The organism is Frankia sp. CgKIO3 (assembly GCF_977946435.1).
The window spans coordinates 1-22,499 of record NZ_CDWTMO010000052.1 but is presented as its reverse complement, the minus strand read 5'-3'; the positions used below and the strand labels follow the sequence as shown (position 1 = coordinate 22,499).

Here is a 22,499-nt window from a genome sequence, read left to right as displayed (position 1 = left end):
GGTGGGGATGGGCCTGACCGAGTCCTTCGCGATGACCCCCGCGGCCGCCGTCAGCGGGCTCATCTTCGCCCATCCGTCGTCGCGGTACTTCACCGTCGGGCGCATTGGCCGGGACCAGGTCGAGGACTACGCCCGACGGCGGGGCCTGAAGATCTCCGACGTCGAGCGCTGGCTGCGCCCCAACCTCGCCTACGATCCCGAGTAGACGCCCCGGCCGGCCGACCTACCCGGGCCAGATCGGTCAGACCGGCGGAGATGTCCACATACAGGAAGATACCCTGCGTGTACGTTGAGTGCATGACCGTGTCGCCTAAACTGAACGTGCCGGAAGTCCGAGAGCGGCTCACGGCGATCATCGACCAGGTTCGCGCCGACCACACGCCGGCCTGCCTCGCCCGCCGTGGCCGGCGGGTCGCGGCCGTCAAGGCCGACCTCGGGCTGGCCTGAGGTACCCGGTCGGCATCGCCCCGCATGCGCTTCGTCAGTTGCGCAAGCTCGACCCAACGGCGCGACGCCGCGTCCAAGCGGCGGCCAGGAACGGGCTTGGCCGGCCGTGCCAGAAGATCGCCAGGTCGTCGGGGGCGCGGGTCGCCGCGACGAACAGCAGTGACCGGTCTCGTGCCCGTTCCTGCTGATACCTCCCTGCCCCGAGGAGCCGACATGAAGATCCTGACCGCGACCGCGGCCACCCAGGGCCAACGCGACAACGACTTCAACCACTGTGCCGAGGGGGAACTGGTGTGGATCGGCCTGATCTGCGCGATCGACCGGGCGGACCCCGACGGCGGATGTGGCTGTAGGCGGTCGTTCACGGGACTGTCCTCGCACCTCGTGACGACGACGGCGATGGTTCGCGACATCGCCGAGATGAGCCGGAGCTTCTACGCCGAGGCGCTACGGGCGGGCCTCGCCGCGCAGAGGTGGCACGCCGTCGGCTCCGAATCGCTGGCCGACGAGCTGACCCGGCTCGTCGACGGCTGGCCGGCAGGCGGCGTCGTGGAACGCAGGCTGGACATCGTCACCGTGCGCGAATGGACCATCCCGTAGCCAGCCTCAGCCCCACCGGTACCGTCATACGGCCCGGCCCGTGCTGGCCGGTCTTCCCGCCGCCGTGATGGGGACCTGGTACGCACAGCCGCGGCACAGCGGGCGCACAGTGCGGGCAAAGACTGTCCCGCCATGGTGAAGGCACAGGATCAGTCGATTTCAAGGAGAGCGCATGGCGGATTACCAGCGGGACGGCCGGAGGCCGACGTACGAGGGGCGTCCCCTGCCCCGGCCCGAGGAGGAGGCCGTCGACCAGGGACTGGGCTTCGACCTCGGCACGCTGCTGAGCCGGCGACGGGATGCTGACCTTTCTCGGCCTCGGTGCCGCGACGGCGGGCCTGACAGCCTGCGGGACAGGCGGGGCCGAAGCCTCGGGATCGTCCGGCTCCACCGCGTCGCCCAGCACGTCATCATCCGCCTCGACCAGCGGGGCATCCGGGGAGATCCCCCAGGAGACGGCTGGCCCCTACCCGGGCGACGGTTCCAACGGGCCGGACGTGCTCGAGCAGAGCGGCGTGGTCCGCAGCGACATCCGGTCCAGCTTCGGGGGAGCCACCGGCACCGCCGAAGGCGTCCCCATGACGCTGGAGATGACCATCACCGACCTCGCCGGCGGCGTCCCCTTCTCGGGAGTGGCCGTCTACGTGTGGCACTGTGACCGCGAAGGCCGCTACTCGATGTACAACCAACGGCATCACCGACCAGAACTACCTGCGCGGCGTCCAGATCGCCGACAAGGCCGGGAAGGTGCGCTTCACCAGCATCTTCCCGGCCTGCTACAGCGGACGCTGGCCACACATCCACTTCGAGGTCTACCCCGACCAGGCCAGCATCACCGACGCCACCAAAGCGATCGCCACGTCCCAGGTCGCCCTGCCGAAGAACGTCTGCGACCAGGTCTACGCGCAGCAGGGCTACGAGGCGTCGATCGCGAACCTGTCGCAGGTCAGTCTCGACAGCGACAACGTCTTCGGGGACGACGACGGCGCCCGCCAGCTCGCCACCGTGACCAGCAACGTCACCAGCGGCTACACGGTCTCCCTCGCCGTCGGCGTCGACACCACGACCACCCCGTCCAGCGGCCAGCCCGCCGGTGCTCCCGGCGGGCGGCCACCGGGTGCGCCGAGCTGACCCACACGACGCCTCGGGAGGACACCCCGTCGTCACGGCCAACCCCCTCCGGTTCACGGAGTCGAACTCGACGATCCCGGTGGTCGAGCAGGTCCCCGGGGCTCGGGTCTCCGGGGACTCGGGGGACTGGACAGGTGCGTGGGTGCACAATGGCGCTCTCGACCTCGGGGCGACTCACACATCGCGGGTTGGGGGAAATCGTGGGTTGGGGGAAGGAGAGCCGCGATGTCCGTGCCGGAGGTGCCAGCGCCGGACGAGTTGGTGATCAGCGCGGAGGCTCCGGAGCCCGTTCGGGACGACCTCGGCATTGAGTTCACCGTCGAGTCCGACGTGGATGTCGCCCATCCGCTCGTGACGATCGGTGATTCGCTCACCCATGGCTTCCAGAATCTGGCGGTCCGCAACACCGACCGGTCGTGGCCGGCTCTACTGGCCGAGGCGATGGGGGTGACGCCGTTTCGCTATCCGGTCTATCCCGGGCCGGATGGCTGCGCCGGCCTCCCCCTCAACATGGAGGAGTTGCTGCGCCACGCGGACACCATTACCAAGGGCCGGCCGCTACCGGCGCACGCGCTACGCCTGATAGTCACGCTGTACACCCAGGCGCGGGGGGTGCAACGCTACTGGGACTTCGGCCCGGGCCGGCTCCCCGTCGAGCAGGCGGAATTCAACCACAATCTCGCGATCTACGGCTGGGATGTCCGCGACGCACTCTCGAAGAACGTCGGCTGGTGCCAGGAACAGCTGGCCGAGCACCCCGCCCGCCGGTCCTGGAATCCGCGCAGACTCCTGGTCCAGAACGACGGGCCGATCGCTGCCCTGCGCGCCCTGGCCGGCCCCAGCGACCCGGGTACCACCCAGCTGACGGCGGCGCAGCAACTCGGTGCCGAGGGCGTCGGCACGCTCGTGGTCGCCCTCGGGGCTAACAACGCGCTGTCCAGCGTTCTGGGGCTGCGGCTGGTCTGGAGCGGAGACGACTTCGCCGACCTGAACGGGAAGAACACCTACACGGTATGGCGCCCCGCCCACTTCCAGCAGGAGTACAACCAGCTCGTCACCGAAATCGAAAAGGTGGGAGCCCGGCATGTCGTGCTGGTCACCGTCCCCCACGTCACCGTCGCACCGCTCGCCCGCGGGGTCGGCTACAAGCCGGAAGGCTCGCGATACTTCGCCCGCTACACCTACGCCTGGATCAGCGACGACCAGTTCGACACTGCCGACCCCTGCCTGACCGGGACGCAGTGCCGGCAGATCGACAGCGCCATCGACATGTACAACCAAGTCATCATCGAGCACGTCAGGGCGCACCGGCAGGCCGGTGACGACTGGCGGGTCTTCGACCTGTGCGCCCTGCTGGACCGGCTCGCCTACCGCCGCTATCTCGACGACCCGACCACCCGGCCGAGTTGGTGGAACCGGTACGGCCCCTATCCGTTACCCCAGGCGCTCCGCGAGCTGCACCCCCGGCCCGACACCCGGTTCTTCCTCTCCGACGCCCGGGGCCGCACCCAGGGAGGTCTTATCGCGCTCGACGGCGTCCACCCCACCAGCATCGGCTACGGCATCATGGCCAGCGAAATGCTCGCGATCCTGGCCCGCGCGAACGTGCCCGGAGCCGTAGGCGCCACCATCGACTTTGCTGATCTCCTACGTCGGGACACCCTGGTCAGCAACCCGCCCGCCAGCCTCGGCGGCAACTTCCGCACCCTCGGCTGGCTACAGCACCAGCTTCAGCTGTTCGCCGCACTCACCGAACTCTGGTAAACACCGAATTCTGGTAAACCGAGCTCTGGTAGACCCGGCCCCTTTGTACTGGACCGCGAATGCTATTCAGCCGATCATCCCGCACGACCCTGCTGGTTATCGCTCTTCCCAGGGGGGTCCGCCGGCGAGTAGGGCGGCGCGCTGCCAGATGAGCAAATATTGACCCCCCCCCCCCGAAAAATTGCCGTTCTGGCGGGAACGCTGTGCGTCGTGGCGTCGGTAGCGCAATGTGGGGATGTCGAGCAGTATTCCGGTGGCGAGTGCGGAGCCGGCGATGAGGGTCGCGGTGTCCTCGACACCGCGCAGCGCCGCCCATCCCCCGACGACGAGGAGCAGGTTTCGGCGCCACATCACCCCGGCCGGATGCACGGGTGGCAGGGTGCGGTCGGGTAAGGCGGACGCCCACGCGACGGCCAGCGCACCGCGGGCCAGCGGCCCGGCGGGCACTGCCAGCGGCGCGGTGCGCAGGGTGCCGTCAGCGTGCAGGTCGCGGGCATGGCCGACCGCGTAGCCGGCCGCGGGATGGGCGGCGAGCGCGCCACTGAGGTCGGCGAGCGCGTCGGGTTCGAGCTCGTCGTCGGCGTCGAGGTTCTGGACCAGCGGCGCGGTGCACGCGCCGAGGGCGATGTTGCGGGCGACCTCTGGGCCTTCCTGGGTGCCGTGCGCGGCGATCCGGACCCGGCCATCGCCCGCCGCTCCGCAGGCGGTCAGCGCGTCGAGGACCTCGTCGGGCAACCCGTCGACCTGAACCCGCCACGTCCAGTGGGGATGGCTCTGCCGGTGCAGCGAATCCCACGCCGCGGGCAGGTAGCCCGCGTACTCGGCGTGTACCGCGGTGACCACATCGACCCGCATGTTTGCAGTATGTACCGATCCGCCCCGCATCCGTGTGGTACATATCCGGAGAAGATCCGACGGAGGGGGCACATGGACGTCGCATCGATCAATGCGCGGCTCGGTCAGGCAGCCTCAGCCGACTCCCGCGAGTTGGACCGGGTCTGCGAGGACGTCGCCGCCGAGCTGATCGACGCGAACATCGAACCCCCCTTCCGGGTCCCGTCGGCGGACTTCGTCACCGACCCCTACCAGCCACGCGCTCGAACTCCTCGACACGGCCTGGAGCGCCGTCCCCCGGTCCCGTGCCGTCGTCGACGTCTGCCTCAACGCCCTGGGAGCCGCCCCACCGTTCCCCGGCCAGGGCGAACAGCTACGCCAGCGCGCCACCGACGCCGTCGCGGAGTTCCCCGACGATCATCTTTTCCGGTTCCGCCTCGCGTGCGGTCAACGCAGGTGCGGCGACTACACCGAGGCGCTGGCCACCATCGACACCGCGCTGCGCCTGCTACCCGCGATCGGCACCCGGATCAGCCACCAACTCCTCCAGGAGCAGTACCTACGCGAACGCGACATCATCCAGAAAGGGCTGGAGCTCGCGGAATGGACCACCAGCCAGCAAACCCGCTGGCGCGACCAGGACACCGCCAACCGCGACCTCCGCCGGACCCTCCAGACCTCCGCCATCCGCGCCGTCGAACTCGTCACCGTCTTCACCGCCGCCATCGCCTTCGCCGTCGGCTCACTCCAGATCACCCTCACCGGGACCCTTACCTTCCGCGACCGGGCCCTCCTGCTCACCATCCTCGGCGCGGGACTCCTGCTCTTCGCGTCCCTCATCATCGCCGGCACCTGGATCATCACCGGCCGACACCAGCCCGACCCTGGCGCCCCACCGGACAGAACCAGCAGGCCCTGAGCCCCACGCGCGCCGTCGCGCCCCTCTCCACCTCCCCAGGTCCCGGAACTGGCTCCCAGGTCCCGGAACTGGCGAAGCACCTCGACGCCCGGGCCGAGGGGCCCGCTCCCGATGATCGGCTTGACCACGGGCCAGATCGACAGTCGACCGTGCTTCCAGGTCCGAAGCCAAGCCATCCGGGCTCGGCCCTGCCGGGCATGACGCGGCGACGCGGCGACGCGGTCAGGTACGGGCAGTCGGGTCCTGATAGCATTGGATATCGCCTGCAGGTTCAGCCCTTGGAGGTGCGGTCGATGTCCGACGTGCTCATTCGTGACGTACCCGATGACGTGCTGGCCGCCGTCGAGGCTCATGCCGCCAGGCTCGGCCTGTCTCGCAACGAGTACCTTCGCCGGCAACTCGCCCAGGACGCGGCGCGCTCGATAGCCCCGGTGACCCTGGACGACTTGCGCTGGTTCAGCGCCGCGTTTCGTGATCTCAGCGACCCCGAGGTCATGCGGCAGGCCTGGACGTGACCACCACGGCCGAGACGCAGCGTTGGCTTGTCGACAAGTCCGCCCTCGTCCGGCTGAGCGAGAGTCCCGATGCCGACCTGTGGCTGTCCCGTATCCAGCGAGGTCTGGTCCGTATCACGACGGTCACGATTCTGGAGGTCGGCTTTTCCGCGAGATCCGTCAACGATCTTCGTGTCAGGTTACGCCGGCCGCCGGCCTCGGCGATGCCCGTCGAGAACGTGACGCCTCGGATCGAGTCCAGGGCAGTGGAGGTTCAAGGGCTGCTCGCCGGCCTCGGGCACCATCGCGCGCCGTCCGTCCCCGATCTGATCATTGCTGCGACGGCCGAGCTGGCCGGGCTTGTGGTGCTGCATGTCGACAAGGACTTCGAGTTGATCGCCGTGGTCACCGGGCAGCCCACCGAGCGACTCCGCCTGTCGTAGCGGCCAGGAGGAGCCCGCCCACCCACGGGTAGCCGCCGCCGAACTTCGGCGTCACTTCGGCACAGCCGACCGGAGTTCACCGGCGCGAGCCGGACGGCCCCAGGGGGACATCGAGGCTGAAACGCCTGGTAGGCAAGCGCTTCAGGCTGCTGATCGAAGTGTGCCCCCAACGGGAACTAACACAGAATAGTGCAGGTGTCAAGGGCCATTGAGAACGGCCCGGTGACGCCGTGCCGGCCGTATCCCCACGGCATCGGAACGGATGCGCGTGCGAACGGGGCTCCCGGCCGGCAGTGAGGTCGATTACCGACATCCCGGAGTCCTTCCACTGCCGCATCCCACGAGGTGGCACCGCGTGGCACCGCGTGGCACCGCGTGGCACCGCGTGGCACCGCGTGGCACCGCGTGGCACCGCGTGGCACCGCGTGGCACCGCGTGGCACCGCGTGGCACCGCGTGGCACCGCGTGGCACCGCGTGGCACCGCTCGGATATCATACGTGTATGAGTGCACAGCCTGAGATCACCCAGCGTGACCTGCGCAGCAGGTCCAAGGAGATCATGGACGCGGTCCAGAGCGGCCAGGCGTTCACGGTCACTCGTGACGGACACCAGATCGGCGAACTGGTCCCCTTGCGGCGCCGCAGGCGGTTTGTGTCCCGCAGCGAGTTCGCGGCGATGTCCCGCAGCGCCCCCGGCATCTCCCTGGACGCCTTCCGCGCCGACCAGGACGCCACGGCAGAGCAGGAAGCGGACGACCCGTATGGCCGGTGACCACGCGCAGGGGCTGCTCGACACGAACATCATGATCCTGCGCAGATGGGTGGATCCCGAGGAGCTGCCCGCCGAAATGGCGATCACCGCCGTCACGCTGGCGGAGCTGTCCGCGGGCCCGCACGAGGTGCGCCGGCACGAGGAGCAGAACGAGTACGACGAGCACGCCGAACGGGCCCGGCGGCTGGATGTGCTGCAGCGCGCGGAGAACGAGTTCGACGCGATCCCGTTCGACGCGGAAGCCGCCCGTATCTATGGCCGGGTCTGCGTTGCCGTGATCAGCGCCTGCCGCAAGCCCCGACGGCGCGTGGCCGACCTGATGATCGCCGCTATCGCGATCGCCGAGGACCTACCGCTGTACACCACCAACCCCGACGACTTCACAGGGCTGGACGATCTCCTCACCGTCGTCCCCGTCACCCGCTCCAAGACCCCCGGCGACCGGTAAGCGCTCAGGACTGTCGTCGGGTGGGCCCGGACAGGCCACATCCGGGTGGATCTCACCGGCCGGCTGGCCGTTGCCCCTTCGGCGGTGGGCGCTGGTAGTCGCTGGGCAGTTTGATGTGAAGGGTGACGCGGTCACTGTCCGAATGGAGACGCACGGTGAGCTGGGTGATCTCGAACAGTCGCCACTGAAGTTCCTCCGGGGCCTGGCCCAGATGACACACTTGCATCCGGCCGCTGGCTCAACGGGGATCATCGCCGAGGTCTCCCCCGTGCAACCAAGGCGGCGAGGGCCTTGCACCGCGGTACATCAGGAATGAATGTCACATAATCTGACATTACGGACGGCATGATTGATAACTTGAAGAAGCAGTCGATCAATTTGCTGTCATCGCTGCCGCTCGGAGGCACCTCGGCTGGTTGCACAAAATAACCTATTAACTACTATCCGTGCCCCCAACGGGATTCGAACCCGTGCTACCGCCTTGAAAGGGCGACGTCCTGGGCCGCTAGACGATGGGGGCGCGGCGACGACCCTCAGCGAGGCTGCGCATCCGCCCAGCCGCGACGTCGATCGTCTGAAACACCGCAAGCATAGGGGATGGCCCGGTCGGACGACAAACCCTTCCCGGGCCATCCCGACCGCTCGGCATCCCCGTGGGAACGCTCCCCTGGCCGGCCAGCCGACCACCCGGCTGCCCGACGACTGCCCGGCCACCCGGCTGCCGCGTCACCGACCCTTCTCCAGGCGTGAACGGCCCGGCGGCGCCTCCTGCCCCGCGGGGCGGCCGGCCGCGGGCGCGATGGCGCGGCGCGGGTCGACCCATCGGTAGCGGGAACGGAAGAAGGCTCGGACCGGCCGCCCCCCGATCGCGATCGAGTGCTCGATCCGCGCCGGCCCGGCGGGATCGCCGCGATCATGGACCTCGGCGAGATCGAAACTCAGCGTGACCTCGTCGGCCCGGTCCCCGGGAGTGTTCGGATCATAGACACGGAGCGTGATCGACGTTCCGGCCTGGACATAGGCGTAAGCGAGCACCTGATGGTTCAGGCCGAGCAGCCGCGGATCGGAGGACCGCACCGTGATGATCCCGATCGGGGACAGCAACCCCTCGTCCAGATCGAGCCGGATCCGTGGCCACTCGTCCGCCAGGCTCGTCCGCGCGGCCCCCGGCCGGACCCGGATCCCCCGGTTGGCGTCGGCGTCGGCACCCTGCATGAGCCGGTAGTAGCGGGCCACCCCCGCGGGATGTTGAAGCTCTCCAGCAGGCGGCGGACGAGGTACGCGTACAGCGGGGACCCGACGGCCGGCGCCACGACGTCAGGCGGCGGCCCGATTCCGGCCTCGAACAGATCACGCACAGCGTAGATCATCCCGCCGCACAGGCCCCGGCTGGCGTCGCCGAGGCCCAGCCGCCGAGTCGACCATGGCGCCGAAACGGCCAGCAACGGTTGCGGAGCGAAGCTGTTCGTGAACCGGAAGGCGCTGGTACTGGGCCGGAAACCGGGCACAGCCGACTTCCGCCCCCAGCCCTGGTCATCGGCGCCGCCCGACGTCACGGTGCCGGGCGGGTTACGGCGCCAGGCGGCGGTCCGACGATGATCAACCTCCGGGCAGCTCGGATCTCTGTCCAGCGATCTCTGTCCAGCCTCTCGGCTGTCCAGCGCCTCGGCTGTCCGTCCAGTGCCTCGGCCCAGCGCGACGAGACCGGCGGACAGCCGTAACAGCCGTCCGCCGGTTCCCCAGCAGGTCCACCCAGCGCCCTCCCGGTGCGGAGGTGGTCCTTGACGCGGGACGTCGGCGGGACAGGACCCCGACGCATGGGCTCACCCACATGCCGGACGACCCGACGCCTGGATCTATCTACCCCTCCATCAGCGGCCCGATGGTGATACTGCAGCCTCCGGCTGTCGTCCGATACGGGACGATCAACCGCTCTCGAGACCTTCGGCCCTATTCCGCGGGACTCACGACCGACACCCTCGCACTGTCAGCCGTGCGGCCCGCACCCGAGGAGAGGAGGGGGCTCGTGCAACGCGCCAGGTTGGCGCGAACCTAGATGTCACTTCCGATGCTCGGAACTCCCTTCAGCAGGGCACGCACCTCCGCCTCTCGGTACCGGCGGTGACCGCCCAGGGTCCGAATCGACGTCAGCTTTCCGGCCTTCGCCCACCGGGTCACGGTCTTCGGGTCCACCCGAAACATCGTGGCAACCTCGGCGGGCGTCAGCAGCGGCTCAGCGTCTGGCGTTCGTGTCGTCATTGCGTTGGCCTCCCGTCACAGAGCGTCGCTCCGTCCCATACAGATCGTGCATCCTTCGGGGGCATTTCGGACATGGCACGTCAGGACCATCTACTGACTAGTCACAGCTCGTCCGAAGCGGGCGGCAACTCTCAGTTAACAGAATGCGCTGATCAGCTCGCGGATTCCCGTGCCTGCAGGGGCCTCCACCTCATCAGGACTCGTTCGTAGGCTTCGACCGCTAGGTCTGTTCGCCCACGGCGTAACGCACTGACAGCCTCGACGATGTCCTCTACAGAGTTGTCGCGCCGAAGCATGTCATCGTCCAGCAGGTCAACTAGCCCGTCGTAGTCCAGTTCGACCCTGCTCTGTGGATGGAAGGACCCCAGCCAACGGGCCAGCTCGCCGACGCCCTCGACTCCCGGGGCGTCCGGAGAGCTCGCCCGCAGCGCCTCCACCGCCTCCACCGCCCGGCCCGCCCGCCGTCTGGCGAGGCTCATCGTGGTGCGGTAGATCATGGACCGCTCGGCGGTGTCCCCCGTGACCAGGGACCGTTCGGCCGGGTCGAAGAGCAGGAACCACGGCGGTGGCACCATCCAGGTACAGGTCTGCACGTGGACCTTGAGCGCGGGGCGGCGGGCCTTCCACCGGTCCAGCTCGACCTCGGCCGGCTCGATGATCCGCCGTGGCAGGAACGCCTCCGCGACGCGGTCGGGCATCAGGCCGCGGAACTCGAGCGCCGCCTGCCACACCCGCAGCTGGGTCGACCACGGACAGACGAACATCAGACCGTCGATCCACTGGACGAAGGCCGACTCGTCGGCGACGTCAAGGGTGGGACGGACGGTCGCGACCAGCGCCAGGACCCGCTCCCGGCGGGAACCGGCCCGGCGCGACGGCGGCCCCGCGGCGGCGTAACGCTGCCAGCGGCCACGTTCGGCCGCGGGAAAGGCAGCGAGCGGTTCGTACACCCGCAGATACGCCGCGGGGGAGACGACGGGCACCTCAGGACCCACGTACCGCGCGCGATCCGACCGACGACACCCACGCGGATGCCCTGGATCCTGGCATGCCTCGATCCTGGCACGTCCGCACACAAGCCGTCCGGCCTACCGGCGCCGTAGGGTTCGCCAGGACACGATCTGCGGGCCCTGGGCGCGGCGCGGGTGGTTCGGCCCGCGGCGCGGGATCAGGGCGGTGGGGGCCGCGTGCCCCACGGAGGCCCCAGGAGGCCCCGAGGAGAGAGGTGCGCCATGTCGTCCCTGTTCAGCGCCATTTGTGACCATGAGCAGGTGCTGTTGTGCTCGGACCGTCCCTCGGGTCTTCACGCGATCATCGCCGTCTACTCGACGGCGCTGGGGCCGTCGCTGGGCGGTACCCGCTTCCACCCCTACGCCGACGAGGAGGTCGCGTTGGCGGACGCCCTCACCCTGTCCCGGGCGATGGCCTACAAGGCCGCCTGCGCCGGGCTGGACCTCGGCGGCGGCAAGGCCGTCATCATCGGTGATCCGGCCGTCGCGAAGTCGGAGCCGCTGCTGCGCGCCTTCGGCCGCCATGTCGCCTTACTGGGCGGCCGGTACATCACCGCTTGCGACGTCGGTACCTACGTGGCGGACATGGACATCATCGCCCGGGAAACCCGGTGGGTGACCGGACGGTCACCGGCGCACGGCGGTTCGGGCGACTCCGGCGTGCTGACCGCCTACGGAGTCTTCGAGGGCATGCGCGCCGCCGCCCGGCACCGGTGGGGAACACCGAGCCTGGCGGGGCGCCGCGTCGCGGTCTCGGGAGTCGGCAAGGTCGGGCGGCGGCTCGTCGGGCATCTCCTCGACAGCGGCGCCTCGGTGGTCGCGGGCGACGTGGACCCGGTGGCCCTGGCCCGGCTGCGGGTGGAGTTCCCGGCGGCCGAGACCGTGCCGGACCCGGACGACCTGCTCGACCTCGACGTCGACGTGTATGCCCCCTGCGCGCTGGGCGGAGCGCTGAGCGTGGAGACCGTCCGCCGGCTGCGAGCCGGCGTTGTCTGCGGCGGCGCCAACAACCAGCTCGCGCAGCCCGAGGCCGGGCGGCAGCTCGCCGACGCCGGAGTCCTGTACGCCCCCGACTTCGTGGTCAACGCCGGCGGCCTGATCCAGGTCGCGGACGAGATCGAGGGCTACTCGCCGGAGCGGGCCCGGGCCAGGGCCGCGCAGATCTTCGACACCACCTCGGAGGTGTTCCGCCTCGCCGAAGCCGAGGGGGTGACCCCGACCGAGGCCGCGGAGCGGCTCGCCGAACGCCGCATGACCGACGTGGGACGCCTGCGGGGGATCCTGCTGCCCTGATGCCGACCGGGGTGGGGCGAGGCACACCCCCGCCACCAGGAACGATCACCCGCCCGGCGGAGGCCTGAACGTCAACGGGGACAGGTGACGATGATCACATCTAGGCCCCGTCAAACGGGCCGCCGACGGCGGGGACGAGCAGATATCCCCGATCGAACCCACCGGACAAGCGGGTTCATACACCGTTTCCGATCGCGGGCACCTTGTCCGGGGACAGGCAACTGTCGGGTTGGCGTGCCGAGAAGCCTCCGGTCCCTGTAGTCTCGGGAAGCACGAGACAGTGAGAGCACCGGGGCGGGTCCCCGTCGTCATGTTCGAGGGGGTCGAGCCATGGGGCGCGGCCGAGCTAAGGCCAAGCAGACGAAAGTCGCCCGCGAGCTCAAGTACAACTCGCCCACTATGGATCTCGACCGATTGAAGGCGGATCTGGGCGCGGGCTCGACGCGCGAGAACAACAACGACGACTCGTACGTAGATGACGACTACGGATACGACGCCTACGCAGACGACGAGGACGATCGACGTTCCTCCCGCTGACAGCGTCGCTTCGGTAGTCGCTCATCGCGGCAGGCTCACCGCGGTGGTCGTCGCCGATGGTGGTCGTCCGGGCTCAGGCCCGGGCTCCCACCGCCATAACGTGCTGCCGTGATCCTGGCTGCGCTGCATGCTTCTTCGCCAGTTCACTCCTGATCAGCCCAGGCTGCCCGGACAGGTTGCCCAACCTGCCCGGGGGGTTGCCCTGCCTAGGGGGGTGTGCCCTGCCCGGGCGTGCTGCCCCCGGAGGGGCCGCCTCAGCGTGGATGCCGGCCGACGAGCCGAGCCCTGGCCGCGCGGGCTGGCTCCGGAGCGCCCGCCGCGCCGACCTCCCCTACCACCCAGGCCGGCACGTCCCGCGCGGCGAGCCGCGCGAGAGCGTCGGCGACCGCGGTGGCCGGCAGGACCGCCACCATGCCGACTCCCTGGTTGAAGGTGGCTTCCATGTCCGCCTGGGTCACCCCGCCGCGCTCGGCGAGCAGACTGAAGATCGGGGGCACTGACCACGACGCCCGGTCCACCGTGGCCAGCAGGCCCGGCGGGATGACCCGGGCGAGGTTCGCCGCGAGACCGCCGCCGGTGATGTGGGCGAAGGCGTGCACCTCGACAGCCGCGGCCAGCGCCAGGCAGTCCCGGGCATAGATGCGGGTCGGAACCAGCAGGGACGCGCTCAGCGTGCCCCCCAGGGACGGGACGTATGACTCCAGATCCTCCCGCGCGGTCTCGGGAATCCCACCTGGCTGGCCAGAATCGACGGGACCGAACAAGATATGCCGTACGAGCGAGAAACCGTTGGAGTGGATGCCGGATGATGCCATCGCGACCACCACGTCCCCGGGCCGGACTCGCTCCGGCCCGAGCACGTCGTCGGCCTCCACGACCCCGACCCCCGTCGCGGCCAGGTCGTAGTCGTCGCTACCCATGAGCCCGGGGTGCTCGGCGGTCTCCCCGCCGACCAGCGCCGCCCCCGCCTGCTCGCAGCCGGTTGCGATGCCGGAGACGATCTCGGCCACGCGCGCGGGGACCAGGGAGCCGCACGCGATGTAGTCGAGCAGGAACAGCGGCTCCGCGCCGCACACCACGAGGTCGTCGACGACCATGGCGACCAGATCAATACCCACGGTGCCGTGCGTGTCCAGGGCCCGGGCAACGGCAATCTTGGTACCCACACCATCGGTCGACGAGGCGAGCAGCGGCCGGCGGTACCGCGCCGTGTCCAGCGCGAACAGGCCGGCGAATCCGCCGAGCGAACCGACGACCTCGGGCCGGGTGGCGCGCGCGACGTGACCACGCATCAGCTCGACGGCACGCTCGCCCGCAGCCACGTCGACCCCGGCCGCCCGATACGAGTTCAATCCACCGCTCATGCGGGCCTCACCCCAGCCGGCTGGGGCTCGGGCTCGGCGTCGTGGTTGGCCGGGGAGGGATCAGCACCGTTCATGCCCAGCGTCACGCCGTGCCGCAGCGCCTCGGCGATCATGTCCTCGGTGGTCTCCGCGCCGCCCGTCGCCTCCAGCCGATGCTTGCCCAGCTTGTCAGAATCGTTCAGCGGAACCGGGTACACGCCGTCGAAGCAGGCCCGGCAGAGCGTGCCGGCCGGTTGGCGGGAGGCCTCGATGAGGCCCTCCAACGAGACGTAGGCCAGCGAGTCGGCCCCGAGAGAGGTTCTGATCTCCTCGATGCCCGCCTCACTGGCGATCAGCTCGGCGCGGGTCGCGAAGTCGATGCCGTAGAAGCAGGGCCACCGTACCGGCGGCGAGGAGATCCGGATGTGGACCTCGGCCGCGCCGGCCTCCCGCAGCATGCGCACCAGCGCGCGCTGCGTGTTGCCGCGGACGATCGAGTCGTCCACCACGACGAGGCGACGCCCCTCGATCACGTCCCGCAGGGGGTTCAGCTTGAGCCGGATCCCGCGCTGCCGGATCGTCTGCGAGGGCTGGATGAAGGTGCGCCCGACATAGGAGTTCTTGACCAGGCCCTCGCCGAACGGGATGCCCGACTCCTCCGCGTAGCCGACCGCGGCGGGTACCCCGGACTGCGGCACGGGGATGACCAGGTCGGCCTCCACCGGCGCCTCGCGGGCCAACTGCCGGCCGACGTCGACCCGGGTGGCGTGCACGGAGCGTCCGGCGATCGACGTGTCCGGGCGGGCGAGATAGACGTACTCGAACAGGCAGCCGTGCGGATCGGGCCGGGCGAACGTGCGAGAACGCATCCCCTCGGCGTCGATAACGACCAGCTCACCGGGAACGATCTCCCGCACGAGAGTGGCGCCGACGATGTCGAGGGCAGCCGTCTCGCTGGCGACGATCCACGCGCCGTCGGGATGGCCGTCGAGCCGGCCGAGCACGAGCGGGTGGATCCCGTGCGCGTCCCGGGCGGCATACAGCGTCGAGGCGTCCGAGAAGACCAGCGAGAAGGCCCCGGTCAGGCGGGGCAGCACGTCCATCGCCGCGTCGACGAGGGTCGGGCCGGGATGGTCGGCGAGCATGGCGGTGATGAGGTCCGAGTCGGTGGTCGCCCGTAGACGGTCCCGCTCCGCGCCGAGCGTCCGCGCGAGCTCGACGATGTTGGTGAGGTTGCCGTTGTGCCCGAGCGCGATGGGGCCGCCGAAGCGGGCGGTGCGGTACGACGGCTGGGCATTCTCCCAGGTAGAAGAGCCCGTCGTCGAGTACCGGGTGTGGCCGACCGCCACATGGCCGCTCAGGCTGGACAGGGTGACCTCGTCGAAGACCTGAGCGACGAGCCCCAGTTCCTTGAAGACCACCACGGTCCGGCCGTCCCCGACCGCGATGCCGGCGGCCTCCTGACCGCGGTGCTGCAGCGCGTACAGGCCGTAGTAGGCCAGGTTCGCCACGTCCTCGCCGGGCGCCCACACCCCGAACACACCACAGGCGTCACGCGGCCCCGGCTCGTCGGAGAGGTCGGATTCCCATCCGGGGATGGCGCCGAAGCGGGGTGCGACGTCTGGCACCAGGACTCCTCGACAGGTCAGGGATACCGAAGAATGCGGACGATCTCGCGCGGGACCATGCGGGACTATAGAGGTGCCGGGCTCGTCCGCCGACGTGCCGAGACGCGCCGACCACTCCGACCACCGCCTCGCCCCGGCAGCTACCTCCCACCACGCTAGCAGTGAGGACGCGCATCGGCCGTTGTGCGCGCATGCCCCGGACGGACCAGATCGTCCCTGGTAGATCATCCGGCCCAGCCAACCCGCACCTACAGGAGGGGCAGGTAGGAACTACCTACAGGAGGGGCAGGTAGGAACTGAGGTCGGCGCGCTCGCCGCTGGCCGCGACCCGGCCGTCGGCCACCGCCTCGGCCCACGGCAGGCGGCCCGCGCACAGCAGGACGAAGGCGACAGGTTCGGCCTCGACGACGTTCGGCGGTGTGCCCCGGGTATGGCGTGGACCCTCGACGATCTGCACGGCCGTGAACGGCGGCACCCGCAGTTCCACCGAGCGTCCGGGTGCCCGCTCGGCGAACATCTCCGCGAACACCTTCGTCGCCGCCTTGAGCGCCCCCCGGGCCGGCGTGACGCCTAGCTCGAGGCCGTGCACCACCGCCTCGACCGCTCGGGTGCGCAGGAACTCCGCCAGTCGCATCGGGCCGGCCGGCGTCGGGACCACCGCTTCCTGAGTCGCCGCGGCCATGGCGGCCACCGCGGCCGACACCTCGCCGGCCAGCCGGCCTCTGATCTCGGCCGGCCCACGGTTTGCCGCCAGCGAGCGGGCGGTGTCCGCGACGGCCTCCGCCCGGGTTCCGGCGCCCGTCAGGTAGCCGCTCGCGGTGACGAGATCCCTCGCCGTGACGAGATCCGTCGTGCGCCGGGATGCCAGGGCCTCGGTGAGCGCGGTCGCGGAGCGGGAGACGTGCAGGACGAGGTCGCCGACCATCCAGCCGGGCAGCGGACTCGGCGCCCCGAGAGTCCCGTCGGGCAGGACACTCACCGCATCGACGATCCGCTGCCACTGGTCCGCCAACGTCGCGGCCAGCTCGGTACCGGTCGCCAGGGGATCCTGGCGGCGTCCGCGGGGTGGCATCCCTCCATCCTGCCCGGCACCGCGTCCCGGCCGGGTATCCCATCCTGCCAGGTACCACCAGGTACCACCAGGTACCACCAGGTACAAACCGGTACGCGGTCGTATCCGGCCGTCCGTGCGCGCCGGTGTGCCGGACCCGACCCCCCGCCCTGCCGGGCGGGAAGACGAGTATGGACGGGTGCCAGTGACGATCCCGCGCGCTCCCGCCGACGAGTACGGAACCGCCGCGATCCGGCAGCGGGTTCTTGACGCCTGGGCCGCCTCCCCGGCCCGCTTCCGGGAAGACGCCAATGCCGAGGAGGACGCGGCTCTCGGTGCCTACCGCGACCGCCTCGTCGTCGAACTTGTGCAGAACGCGGTCGACGCCGCGCGTGAGGCCGGCGTCCCGGCCCGGGTGTACCTGCGGCTGCGCACCTCCGCTTCGGAGTCGGATGCACCGGACGTTCTAGCTGCCCCGGATGCTCCTGATGTTTCGAAGACCGGCGCCGGTCCCGGCGGCCTGTTAGAGATCGCCAACACGGGGGCACCGCTGAGCCCGGCGGGGGTGGAGGCGCTGTCGACCCTGCGTGCCTCGGCGAAACGGGACACCACGTCGGTAGGGCGGTTCGGCGCCGGATTCGCCGCGGTACTCGCGGTGAGCGACGATCCCTCGATCGTCTCCCGGTCCTGCCCGGGCGCGGGGGCGTCCGGAGTCACCTGGTCGAAGAGCAGGGTGATCGAGGCCGTGACGGCCGCGGGGGTGGGCGGCGGCGCCGGCACCACGGCGCCGGCGCCGGGCCTGCCCGAAGAACTGGCCCGGCGCGACGGGGCGGTACCCATCCTCCGGCTACCGTTCGATCTTCCCGCGCCGCCTGCACCGCCGGACGGGTACGACACCGTGGTCCGCCTCCCGCTGCGGGACGTCGCGGCGGCCACGGCGGCCCGGGATCTGCTGGCCGGGCTCGATCCGACCCTGCCGCTCGTCCTCGGCGGTCCCAGCGAGATCGTGGTCGACGTCAACGGGACCGTTCGAACGATCACCTGTCGATGGATCCGCGGGGGCGGCTCATCCCAGCCCGCGTCGAGCGCGACGTCGACGCGTGTGGAGATCGCCGAGCTCGACGGCGATCTCGACGGCGAGCGCTGGCGCGGCATCGCCCGTAGCGGCATGATCCCGGCCAGCCTGCTGGCCGACCGCCCGGTAGAGGAGCGCGGCCGGAACCGCTTCACCGCCCGGGTCATGGTCCGCGACGGCGGATGGCCCGAGGGCGTCGCCCGGGTCGTGCGGGCACCTCAGCCGACGGACGAACCGATCTCGCTGCCGATCCTGGCGAGCGTCGAGCTGCCACTGGATCCCTCGCGTCGACACACGGTATCGGGTCCGTTACAGGACTGGCTCACCGATCAGCTGAGCGCAGCCACCGTGGCGCTGGCCGAATACCTGGGCGCCGGCAGGGATCCAGATGCCGGCAGAGATCCAGACGAGACGCCTGGCGACCCGCTGGCCGCGCTGGCCCTCGTGCCGACGGGGCTGCCGGTGGGCGAGATCGACGGCAGGCTACGGGACGCGCTGACCCGACTTCTCCCGGACGCGGCGCTACTGCCCGGCGGTCTGCGTGGCCGGGACTGTTCCGTCTGCGATCTCGGCCCCGCGACCGATGCGGTCACCGAGCTGCTGCGCTCCTCCTGGACCGGGGCCGACCTGGCCGAGGCCTGGACCGGGACCGACCCGGCCGAGATCGCCGGCACGGACGGGGCGGGTCCGGATGGTGACGACACCGTCGCGGCGAAGGTTCCCGGCCTGCTCCCGGCGGCCTATGCTGCCCGCCGGTGGCGTACCGCACTCTCCACCCTGGGCGTTCGACGGGTGGACAGCGCCGCCCTGGTCGAGCTGCTCTCCGGGGTGTCCCGCCCGCCACACTGGTGGGGACGTCTCTATCCGCTCCTGGTCGGGGCGCCGGACCGGGACGCGCTCGGCGCGCTTCCAGTACCGGTCGCGGAGGTTCCCGCGCCCTGGGAGGGCACCGAGCCGAGCGGCGCAGCCGGGTCCAGCGCCTTGCGGACGCGGATGGTCACCGGTCCGCGTGGGACCCTGCTGCCCACCGCCGACCTCGACATCGTCGCGCTGGCCCGATCGGGGCTGCCGCTGCGGGTCGTACATCCCGACGCCTGCGCCCAGGACGCGGCGCGGGATGCCCTGCGCACCCTCGGCGCGCTTGAGGGCACTCCGGCGGGTGTCCTACGGGATGCGGCGGTACGCGAGGCGGTCCTGGACGCCGATCCGGAGGACGATCCCGATGATCTCATTGCCCTGGCGAACGCGGTGCTGGCGCTGGCCCGGGACGCGAGCGAGGAGTCCACGGCCGACCTGAGCTGGCTCGACGAGCTGCTGCTGCCGGACGGCGACGGTGGCTTCACCCCGGCCGGCGAGCTGCTGATCCAGGGAGGCCCCCTGGATCGGGTGCTCGCCGAGGACGCACCCTTCGGCACCCTGAGCGCCGAGGTCGCGCGGGCCTGGCCCGCCGAGGTGCTGGCGAAGGTCGGTGTGCTGCATACCTTCGGGGTGTTGCACGCCCACGACCTGCCGTTGGATCCCGACGAGCAGATCCTGCTCGACCTCGACGACAGCGATACCTGGGTTGACGACGTCACGGCGGACGACCACGGTGCGCCGGGCGGCTCGGCGAACCTGCGTCGTCCGCCTCCCGGCGGGCCACCGGCACCCGCCATGATCGGGGTGTTCGCGGCGGTACGCGACCTCGAACTCGTCGACCGGGCCGCCTGGCCCGAGGCGCTCGCCGAGCTCGCCCGATCACCGTTGCGGGACGTCGTGTTCGCCCCCGAGCCGTCCTATACGCGCTGGTGGCTGGCGCGACACGCGGTGCTGCCCGTCGGTGGCGACGGCCGGGCGCCCCACTCCGCGGAACACCTGGCGCACCGGGACGGCAGGGTTCTGCCTCCGGGCGAGCTCGTCCTACCCGACGCGGACCCCCTGCTCACCGGGCTGTTCGCGCCGGCGGCACCGCTCCCGGGGGTCGACGACGAGTTCCTGCGCCACCTCGGCTGCCGGCTGACGCTGGAGGACGTCCTCGGCGACCTGGGCGCGGTGATGGACCTGCTCGACCGGCTGGGCGACGCCGACCGGGACGTACCGTGGCCCGCGGCTCGCACGCTGTACATCGCCGCGGTCGACGCGGTGGCCCGGGTCCTGACGGCGCCGGACGGTTCCGCCCACGACGGGCGGTTCGACCCGCCGCTGACCGTCCGCACCCCGGACGGCGTCCGGGCCTGCGCCGACGTCGTGGTGGTGGACGCACCGGACATGCTGGGGCTGCTCGGCGCGGACCGCTTCGGGCTGCGTCTCCCGCTGGACCGGGCGGCCGAGGTGGCCCACGTCCTCGGCGTGCGCCTCGCCGCCGAGGCGGGCACCTGCGAGATCGTCTCGGCGGGCCCCGGCGAGGCCCGGCAGGCACCGGACGGCACACCGTACCGGGTTCACGACCCGCTGCTGGTCGAGGATCTCGCCGGCCGGCCGACCCGGGTGCCCTGGCGGGTACTCGGCGGGATCGGCGGCGAGATCCACGTGGATGCCGAGGCCGGCTCGGACGCGCTCGCGCGGGCCCTGGCCTGGCGCGGCGGGCAGTGGGACCGGCGGCATGCGCTGGCCGCGGCGCTGCGCGACCCTGACGGTACCGCCTTCCGAGCCGCGGAGGACGACCTCGACGAGACCTGAGCCGCGCCGGTGGGTTCCGGTCGCTGGACTATCGATCCGTGTGGTCGGGGGTTCCCCGCGCCCGCAGCCGGTTGCGGCGGCGGATCACGATCCACAGGCCGGCGAGCCCGAGGACGAAGCCGCAGATCGCCGTCGCGAACCACCAGAGCCGGCCGTCGTCCCGCAGGTCGTCGAGGAAGAACGCCAGGACCAGCGCGGCAATGGCCCACAGCACGGTTCCCACCGCGACGGAGGCGACCCCGTCGTAGGGCAACGGTTCGGGCGTGGGCGGGCGGGTTGTCGCGGCGGCGGGCTCGCCGTCCCCCGGGACGGGCGGGACCTCGGGGGCGTGCGCACCACCCGTGGAATCGCTGCTTGCTGACACGCTCATCCCGGTCGACGCTACCCTCTTGGCTCGCGGGCCAAGGTGCTGGTCAGGAGTCGTCCACCGGTTCGACGAGCCACTCGTCGAACCGGCGTCTCGTCACGTCGCTCAGCAGGGCGATGTCGGAGCGGAACCCGTCCCGCAGCCGGGCCCCGATCGCCGGATCCAGCCGGGGGGCCGGGAAAGCCAGCACGGACGGGAGCGCCGGCACGGACGTCCCGGGTAGTCCGGGTCGGCCTCGGCGCTCGACCCCCAGCAAACCGTGGGCTCGTCGGATGACGGCGGCGGGATCCCCGATCAGATCGCGGTGCGCCGTCAGGAGTACCTGCTCGCGGGGGAACAGCGTGAACAGCCGCTGCAGCTGCGTACCGTACCTGCCCAGAGCCAGGTAGCGCCACGGCCAGGGCCAGCCCGCGGCCGTCCGGGCGGCCTCGGCAGCCACGGCACGTCCGAAATCGTCGAGGTCCTCAAGACCGGCCAGCCGCATCCGGACCCAGTTCGCGTAGGCCCGCTCCACCGGATCGCGAAGAACGACGATGAGCTTCGCGTAGGGAAGCAGTTCGTGAATATGCCGCAACGCCGTAAAGTCGGCGAGATAATACGGGGTGCTCTCGCCGCGCACCGCGCCCGCCGGAGCCGCGTCGAACAGCGCCTCGTAGTCGGATCGCCGACGGACAAGTGATCGCTCGCCCGGCCCGGCGCAAGCCACACAGCCCGGAAGGCCGGCACTCCTGCCGGCCTCGTCCCAAGCGGAACAGACGACGCCGGCCCGGCCGGCCGTGGTGACATCGAGCCCGCTTTCCGGCATGCGCCCGGCCAGGAAGTACCCCGGTTGCGGGATCTCGGACATGAAGATGGATCGATGGCGGCCGAGTTCCTCGTGCAAGACCTCCGTACCCGCGTCGGGAGCACCGATCACGAAGAAATCAGGCAGAGCCACGGCATCTCCTGTTCCCGACGTCCCCGGCCGCGGTTCCTGGAACAGGCCCGTGAGTATATTCACGATTTTCCATCGGGAAGATTGACATCCCGGGACCTCCACGGCCTGCGCCATGCACCACAGATCCAACCGAAAGACCAAGAAGTGAGATAAGTCATACTTTTCAATGCTTGGCGACCGCCAAAGCAGTGTGCTTCCGTTGCTCTTGTGTTGAAGCGGCTGATCCTGGTCACCCGGGGCCACATTGATCTGCTCCGCGTTGCCTCGGCCGCCTGTCCGGCGGCCTGACGGGCAGCCGCCTGTCTCCCGCACGGCGCTTCACGAAGCGTCAGCCGATCCGGACGCTTTACTAGGACACACCACCGCCTGTCGACCGACGTTGCCTCGTCTCGCGTGAACCGGCGAGTATCGCCAGGAAAGCCCCACCGGGCAGCGTCATCGCTGGTAGCTGCATATGCCGACCTCCCCCGAACAGCATCGGCCCCGCCC

The 22,499-nt window shown here is 70.6% G+C and carries 20 protein-coding genes, 1 tRNA gene and 2 pseudogenes; 13 read left to right on the top strand and 10 right to left on the bottom strand.

Features of this window, described 5'->3' with window-relative positions; genetic code table 11:
- The 5 genes and pseudogenes from AC08OJ_RS08490 to AC08OJ_RS08470 form a co-directional block, all read left to right on the top strand.
- A partial coding sequence (locus tag AC08OJ_RS08490; protein ID WP_476595450.1) for a vitamin B12 dependent-methionine synthase activation domain-containing protein occupies positions 1-205 on the top strand: 205 nt, incomplete at its 5' end.
- Between the two features lie 92 nt (positions 206-297).
- The gene (locus AC08OJ_RS08485) at positions 298-447 is read left to right on the top strand and encodes a hypothetical protein (protein WP_476592464.1); all 150 of its coding nucleotides are present in this window, start codon (positions 298-300) and stop codon (positions 445-447) included.
- A gap of 213 nt (positions 448-660) precedes the next feature.
- A complete protein-coding gene (locus AC08OJ_RS08480) occupies positions 661-1,047 on the top strand; it encodes a DUF7715 family protein (RefSeq protein WP_476592463.1) in 387 nt (128 codons plus the stop codon).
- Positions 1,048-1,219: 172 nt separating this feature from the next.
- A pseudogene (locus AC08OJ_RS08475) lies at positions 1,220-2,178 on the top strand (intradiol ring-cleavage dioxygenase).
- Between the two features lie 225 nt (positions 2,179-2,403).
- Positions 2,404-3,942, top strand: coding sequence for a hypothetical protein (locus tag AC08OJ_RS08470; RefSeq protein WP_476595449.1), 1,539 nt, complete (start codon positions 2,404-2,406; stop codon positions 3,940-3,942).
- Between the two features lie 96 nt (positions 3,943-4,038).
- Here the strand turns inward: AC08OJ_RS08470 and AC08OJ_RS08465 are convergent, their stop codons facing one another.
- Positions 4,039-4,797, bottom strand: a complete 759-nt coding sequence (locus AC08OJ_RS08465; RefSeq protein ID WP_476595448.1) for a glycosyltransferase family 2 protein — start codon at positions 4,795-4,797, stop codon at positions 4,039-4,041.
- 1,191 nt (positions 4,798-5,988) lie between these two features.
- Between AC08OJ_RS08465 and vapB the strand changes: the two genes are divergently transcribed.
- From vapB to AC08OJ_RS08445, 4 genes are all read left to right on the top strand, one after another.
- Positions 5,989-6,210 (top strand): type II toxin-antitoxin system VapB family antitoxin, encoded by a 222-nt coding sequence (gene vapB, locus AC08OJ_RS08460; protein ID WP_462186980.1) that lies wholly within the window; start codon positions 5,989-5,991, stop codon positions 6,208-6,210.
- On the top strand, positions 6,207-6,632 hold the full coding sequence (locus tag AC08OJ_RS08455; protein ID WP_476592459.1) for a PIN domain-containing protein: 426 nt from the start codon (positions 6,207-6,209) through the stop codon (positions 6,630-6,632). The genes vapB and AC08OJ_RS08455 overlap by 4 nt, the downstream gene beginning before the upstream one ends.
- A gap of 502 nt (positions 6,633-7,134) precedes the next feature.
- Positions 7,135-7,404 carry a type II toxin-antitoxin system Phd/YefM family antitoxin gene (locus tag AC08OJ_RS08450; protein WP_476592458.1) on the top strand — a complete coding sequence of 90 codons (270 nt, stop codon included), beginning with the start codon at positions 7,135-7,137 and terminating at the stop codon, positions 7,402-7,404.
- Complete coding sequence (locus tag AC08OJ_RS08445) at positions 7,394-7,852, top strand: PIN domain-containing protein (RefSeq protein ID WP_476595447.1); 459 nt, start codon at positions 7,394-7,396, stop codon at positions 7,850-7,852. Before AC08OJ_RS08450 ends, AC08OJ_RS08445 begins: the two co-directional genes overlap by 11 nt.
- 447 nt (positions 7,853-8,299) lie before the next feature.
- Here the strand turns inward: AC08OJ_RS08445 and AC08OJ_RS08440 are convergent.
- The 4 genes and pseudogenes from AC08OJ_RS08440 to AC08OJ_RS08425 all read right to left on the bottom strand — a co-directional run bounded on the left by AC08OJ_RS08440 (position 8,300) and on the right by AC08OJ_RS08425 (position 11,094).
- Positions 8,300-8,372: transfer RNA gene (locus tag AC08OJ_RS08440), tRNA-Glu, on the bottom strand.
- Between the two features lie 206 nt (positions 8,373-8,578).
- Positions 8,579-9,360: pseudogene (locus AC08OJ_RS08435) on the bottom strand (hypothetical protein).
- Between the two features lie 544 nt (positions 9,361-9,904).
- Positions 9,905-10,111, bottom strand: a complete 207-nt coding sequence (bldC, locus tag AC08OJ_RS08430; RefSeq protein ID WP_006540950.1) for a developmental transcriptional regulator BldC — start codon at positions 10,109-10,111, stop codon at positions 9,905-9,907.
- Positions 10,112-10,263: 152 nt separating this feature from the next.
- The gene (locus AC08OJ_RS08425) at positions 10,264-11,094 is read right to left on the bottom strand and encodes a DUF8083 family protein (protein WP_462186996.1); all 831 of its coding nucleotides are present in this window, start codon (positions 11,092-11,094) and stop codon (positions 10,264-10,266) included.
- Between the two features lie 249 nt (positions 11,095-11,343).
- On the opposite strand from AC08OJ_RS08425, the gene AC08OJ_RS08420 reads away from it, so the two are divergent.
- Both AC08OJ_RS08420 and AC08OJ_RS08415 read left to right on the top strand, forming a co-directional pair.
- Positions 11,344-12,414 carry a Glu/Leu/Phe/Val family dehydrogenase gene (locus AC08OJ_RS08420; RefSeq protein ID WP_476595446.1) on the top strand — a complete coding sequence of 357 codons (1,071 nt, stop codon included), beginning with the start codon at positions 11,344-11,346 and terminating at the stop codon, positions 12,412-12,414.
- Positions 12,415-12,744: 330 nt separating this feature from the next.
- Positions 12,745-12,951 carry a DUF3073 domain-containing protein gene (locus tag AC08OJ_RS08415; RefSeq protein ID WP_011434572.1) on the top strand — a complete coding sequence of 69 codons (207 nt, stop codon included), beginning with the start codon at positions 12,745-12,747 and terminating at the stop codon, positions 12,949-12,951.
- Positions 12,952-13,205: 254 nt separating this feature from the next.
- On the opposite strand, the gene purM is transcribed toward AC08OJ_RS08415, so the two are convergent.
- From purM to AC08OJ_RS08400, 3 genes are all read right to left on the bottom strand, one after another.
- Positions 13,206-14,315, bottom strand: a complete 1,110-nt coding sequence (purM, locus tag AC08OJ_RS08410; protein ID WP_476595445.1) for a phosphoribosylformylglycinamidine cyclo-ligase — start codon at positions 14,313-14,315, stop codon at positions 13,206-13,208.
- Positions 14,312-15,922, bottom strand: coding sequence for an amidophosphoribosyltransferase (gene purF, locus AC08OJ_RS08405; RefSeq protein WP_476592454.1), 1,611 nt, complete (start codon positions 15,920-15,922; stop codon positions 14,312-14,314). The genes purM and purF overlap by 4 nt, the downstream gene beginning before the upstream one ends.
- Before the next feature lie 274 nt (positions 15,923-16,196).
- Complete coding sequence (locus tag AC08OJ_RS08400) at positions 16,197-16,994, bottom strand: sterol carrier family protein (RefSeq protein WP_476595444.1); 798 nt, start codon at positions 16,992-16,994, stop codon at positions 16,197-16,199.
- 178 nt (positions 16,995-17,172) lie between these two features.
- Here AC08OJ_RS08400 and AC08OJ_RS08395 point away from each other — a divergent pair, with 178 nt between their 5' ends.
- Positions 17,173-20,706 carry a sacsin N-terminal ATP-binding-like domain-containing protein gene (locus tag AC08OJ_RS08395; protein ID WP_476595443.1) on the top strand — a complete coding sequence of 1,178 codons (3,534 nt, stop codon included), beginning with the start codon at positions 17,173-17,175 and terminating at the stop codon, positions 20,704-20,706.
- Between the two features lie 28 nt (positions 20,707-20,734).
- Here the strand turns inward: AC08OJ_RS08395 and AC08OJ_RS08390 are convergent, their stop codons facing one another.
- Together AC08OJ_RS08390 and AC08OJ_RS08385 are read right to left on the bottom strand one after the other, a co-directional pair.
- On the bottom strand, positions 20,735-21,076 hold the full coding sequence (locus AC08OJ_RS08390; protein WP_476595442.1) for a DUF2530 domain-containing protein: 342 nt from the start codon (positions 21,074-21,076) through the stop codon (positions 20,735-20,737).
- 43 nt (positions 21,077-21,119) lie between these two features.
- Entirely contained in the window at positions 21,120-22,010 is an 891-nt protein-coding gene (locus AC08OJ_RS08385) for a sulfotransferase (protein WP_476595441.1), read from the bottom strand.
- 207 nt (positions 22,011-22,217) lie between these two features.
- Here AC08OJ_RS08385 and AC08OJ_RS08380 point away from each other — a divergent pair, with 207 nt between their 5' ends.
- On the top strand, positions 22,218-22,298 hold the full coding sequence (locus tag AC08OJ_RS08380) for a putative leader peptide (RefSeq protein WP_347272474.1): 81 nt from the start codon (positions 22,218-22,220) through the stop codon (positions 22,296-22,298).
- Positions 22,299-22,499 lie beyond the last annotated feature (201 nt).

Excerpts from the sequence above, each read along its gene's own strand:
- vapB (WP_462186980.1), top strand. The coding sequence starts at position 5,989 with ATGTCCGACGTGCTCATTCGTGACGTACCCGATGACGTGCTGGCCGCC.
- bldC (WP_006540950.1), bottom strand. The coding sequence starts at position 10,111 with ATGACGACACGAACGCCAGACGCTGAGCCGCTGCTGACGCCCGCCGAG.
- AC08OJ_RS08470 (WP_476595449.1), top strand. The coding sequence starts at position 2,404 with ATGTCCGTGCCGGAGGTGCCAGCGCCGGACGAGTTGGTGATCAGCGCG.
- AC08OJ_RS08415 (WP_011434572.1), top strand. The coding sequence starts at position 12,745 with ATGGGGCGCGGCCGAGCTAAGGCCAAGCAGACGAAAGTCGCCCGCGAG.
- AC08OJ_RS08390 (WP_476595442.1), bottom strand. The coding sequence starts at position 21,076 with ATGAGCGTGTCAGCAAGCAGCGATTCCACGGGTGGTGCGCACGCCCCC.
- AC08OJ_RS08420 (WP_476595446.1), top strand. The coding sequence starts at position 11,344 with ATGTCGTCCCTGTTCAGCGCCATTTGTGACCATGAGCAGGTGCTGTTG.
- AC08OJ_RS08480 (WP_476592463.1), top strand. The coding sequence starts at position 661 with ATGAAGATCCTGACCGCGACCGCGGCCACCCAGGGCCAACGCGACAAC.
- purM (WP_476595445.1), bottom strand. The coding sequence starts at position 14,315 with ATGAGCGGTGGATTGAACTCGTATCGGGCGGCCGGGGTCGACGTGGCT.
- AC08OJ_RS08400 (WP_476595444.1), bottom strand. The coding sequence starts at position 16,994 with ATGCCACCCCGCGGACGCCGCCAGGATCCCCTGGCGACCGGTACCGAG.
- AC08OJ_RS08445 (WP_476595447.1), top strand. The coding sequence starts at position 7,394 with ATGGCCGGTGACCACGCGCAGGGGCTGCTCGACACGAACATCATGATC.
- AC08OJ_RS08485 (WP_476592464.1), top strand. The coding sequence starts at position 298 with ATGACCGTGTCGCCTAAACTGAACGTGCCGGAAGTCCGAGAGCGGCTC.
- AC08OJ_RS08450 (WP_476592458.1), top strand. The coding sequence starts at position 7,135 with ATGAGTGCACAGCCTGAGATCACCCAGCGTGACCTGCGCAGCAGGTCC.
- AC08OJ_RS08465 (WP_476595448.1), bottom strand. The coding sequence starts at position 4,797 with ATGCGGGTCGATGTGGTCACCGCGGTACACGCCGAGTACGCGGGCTAC.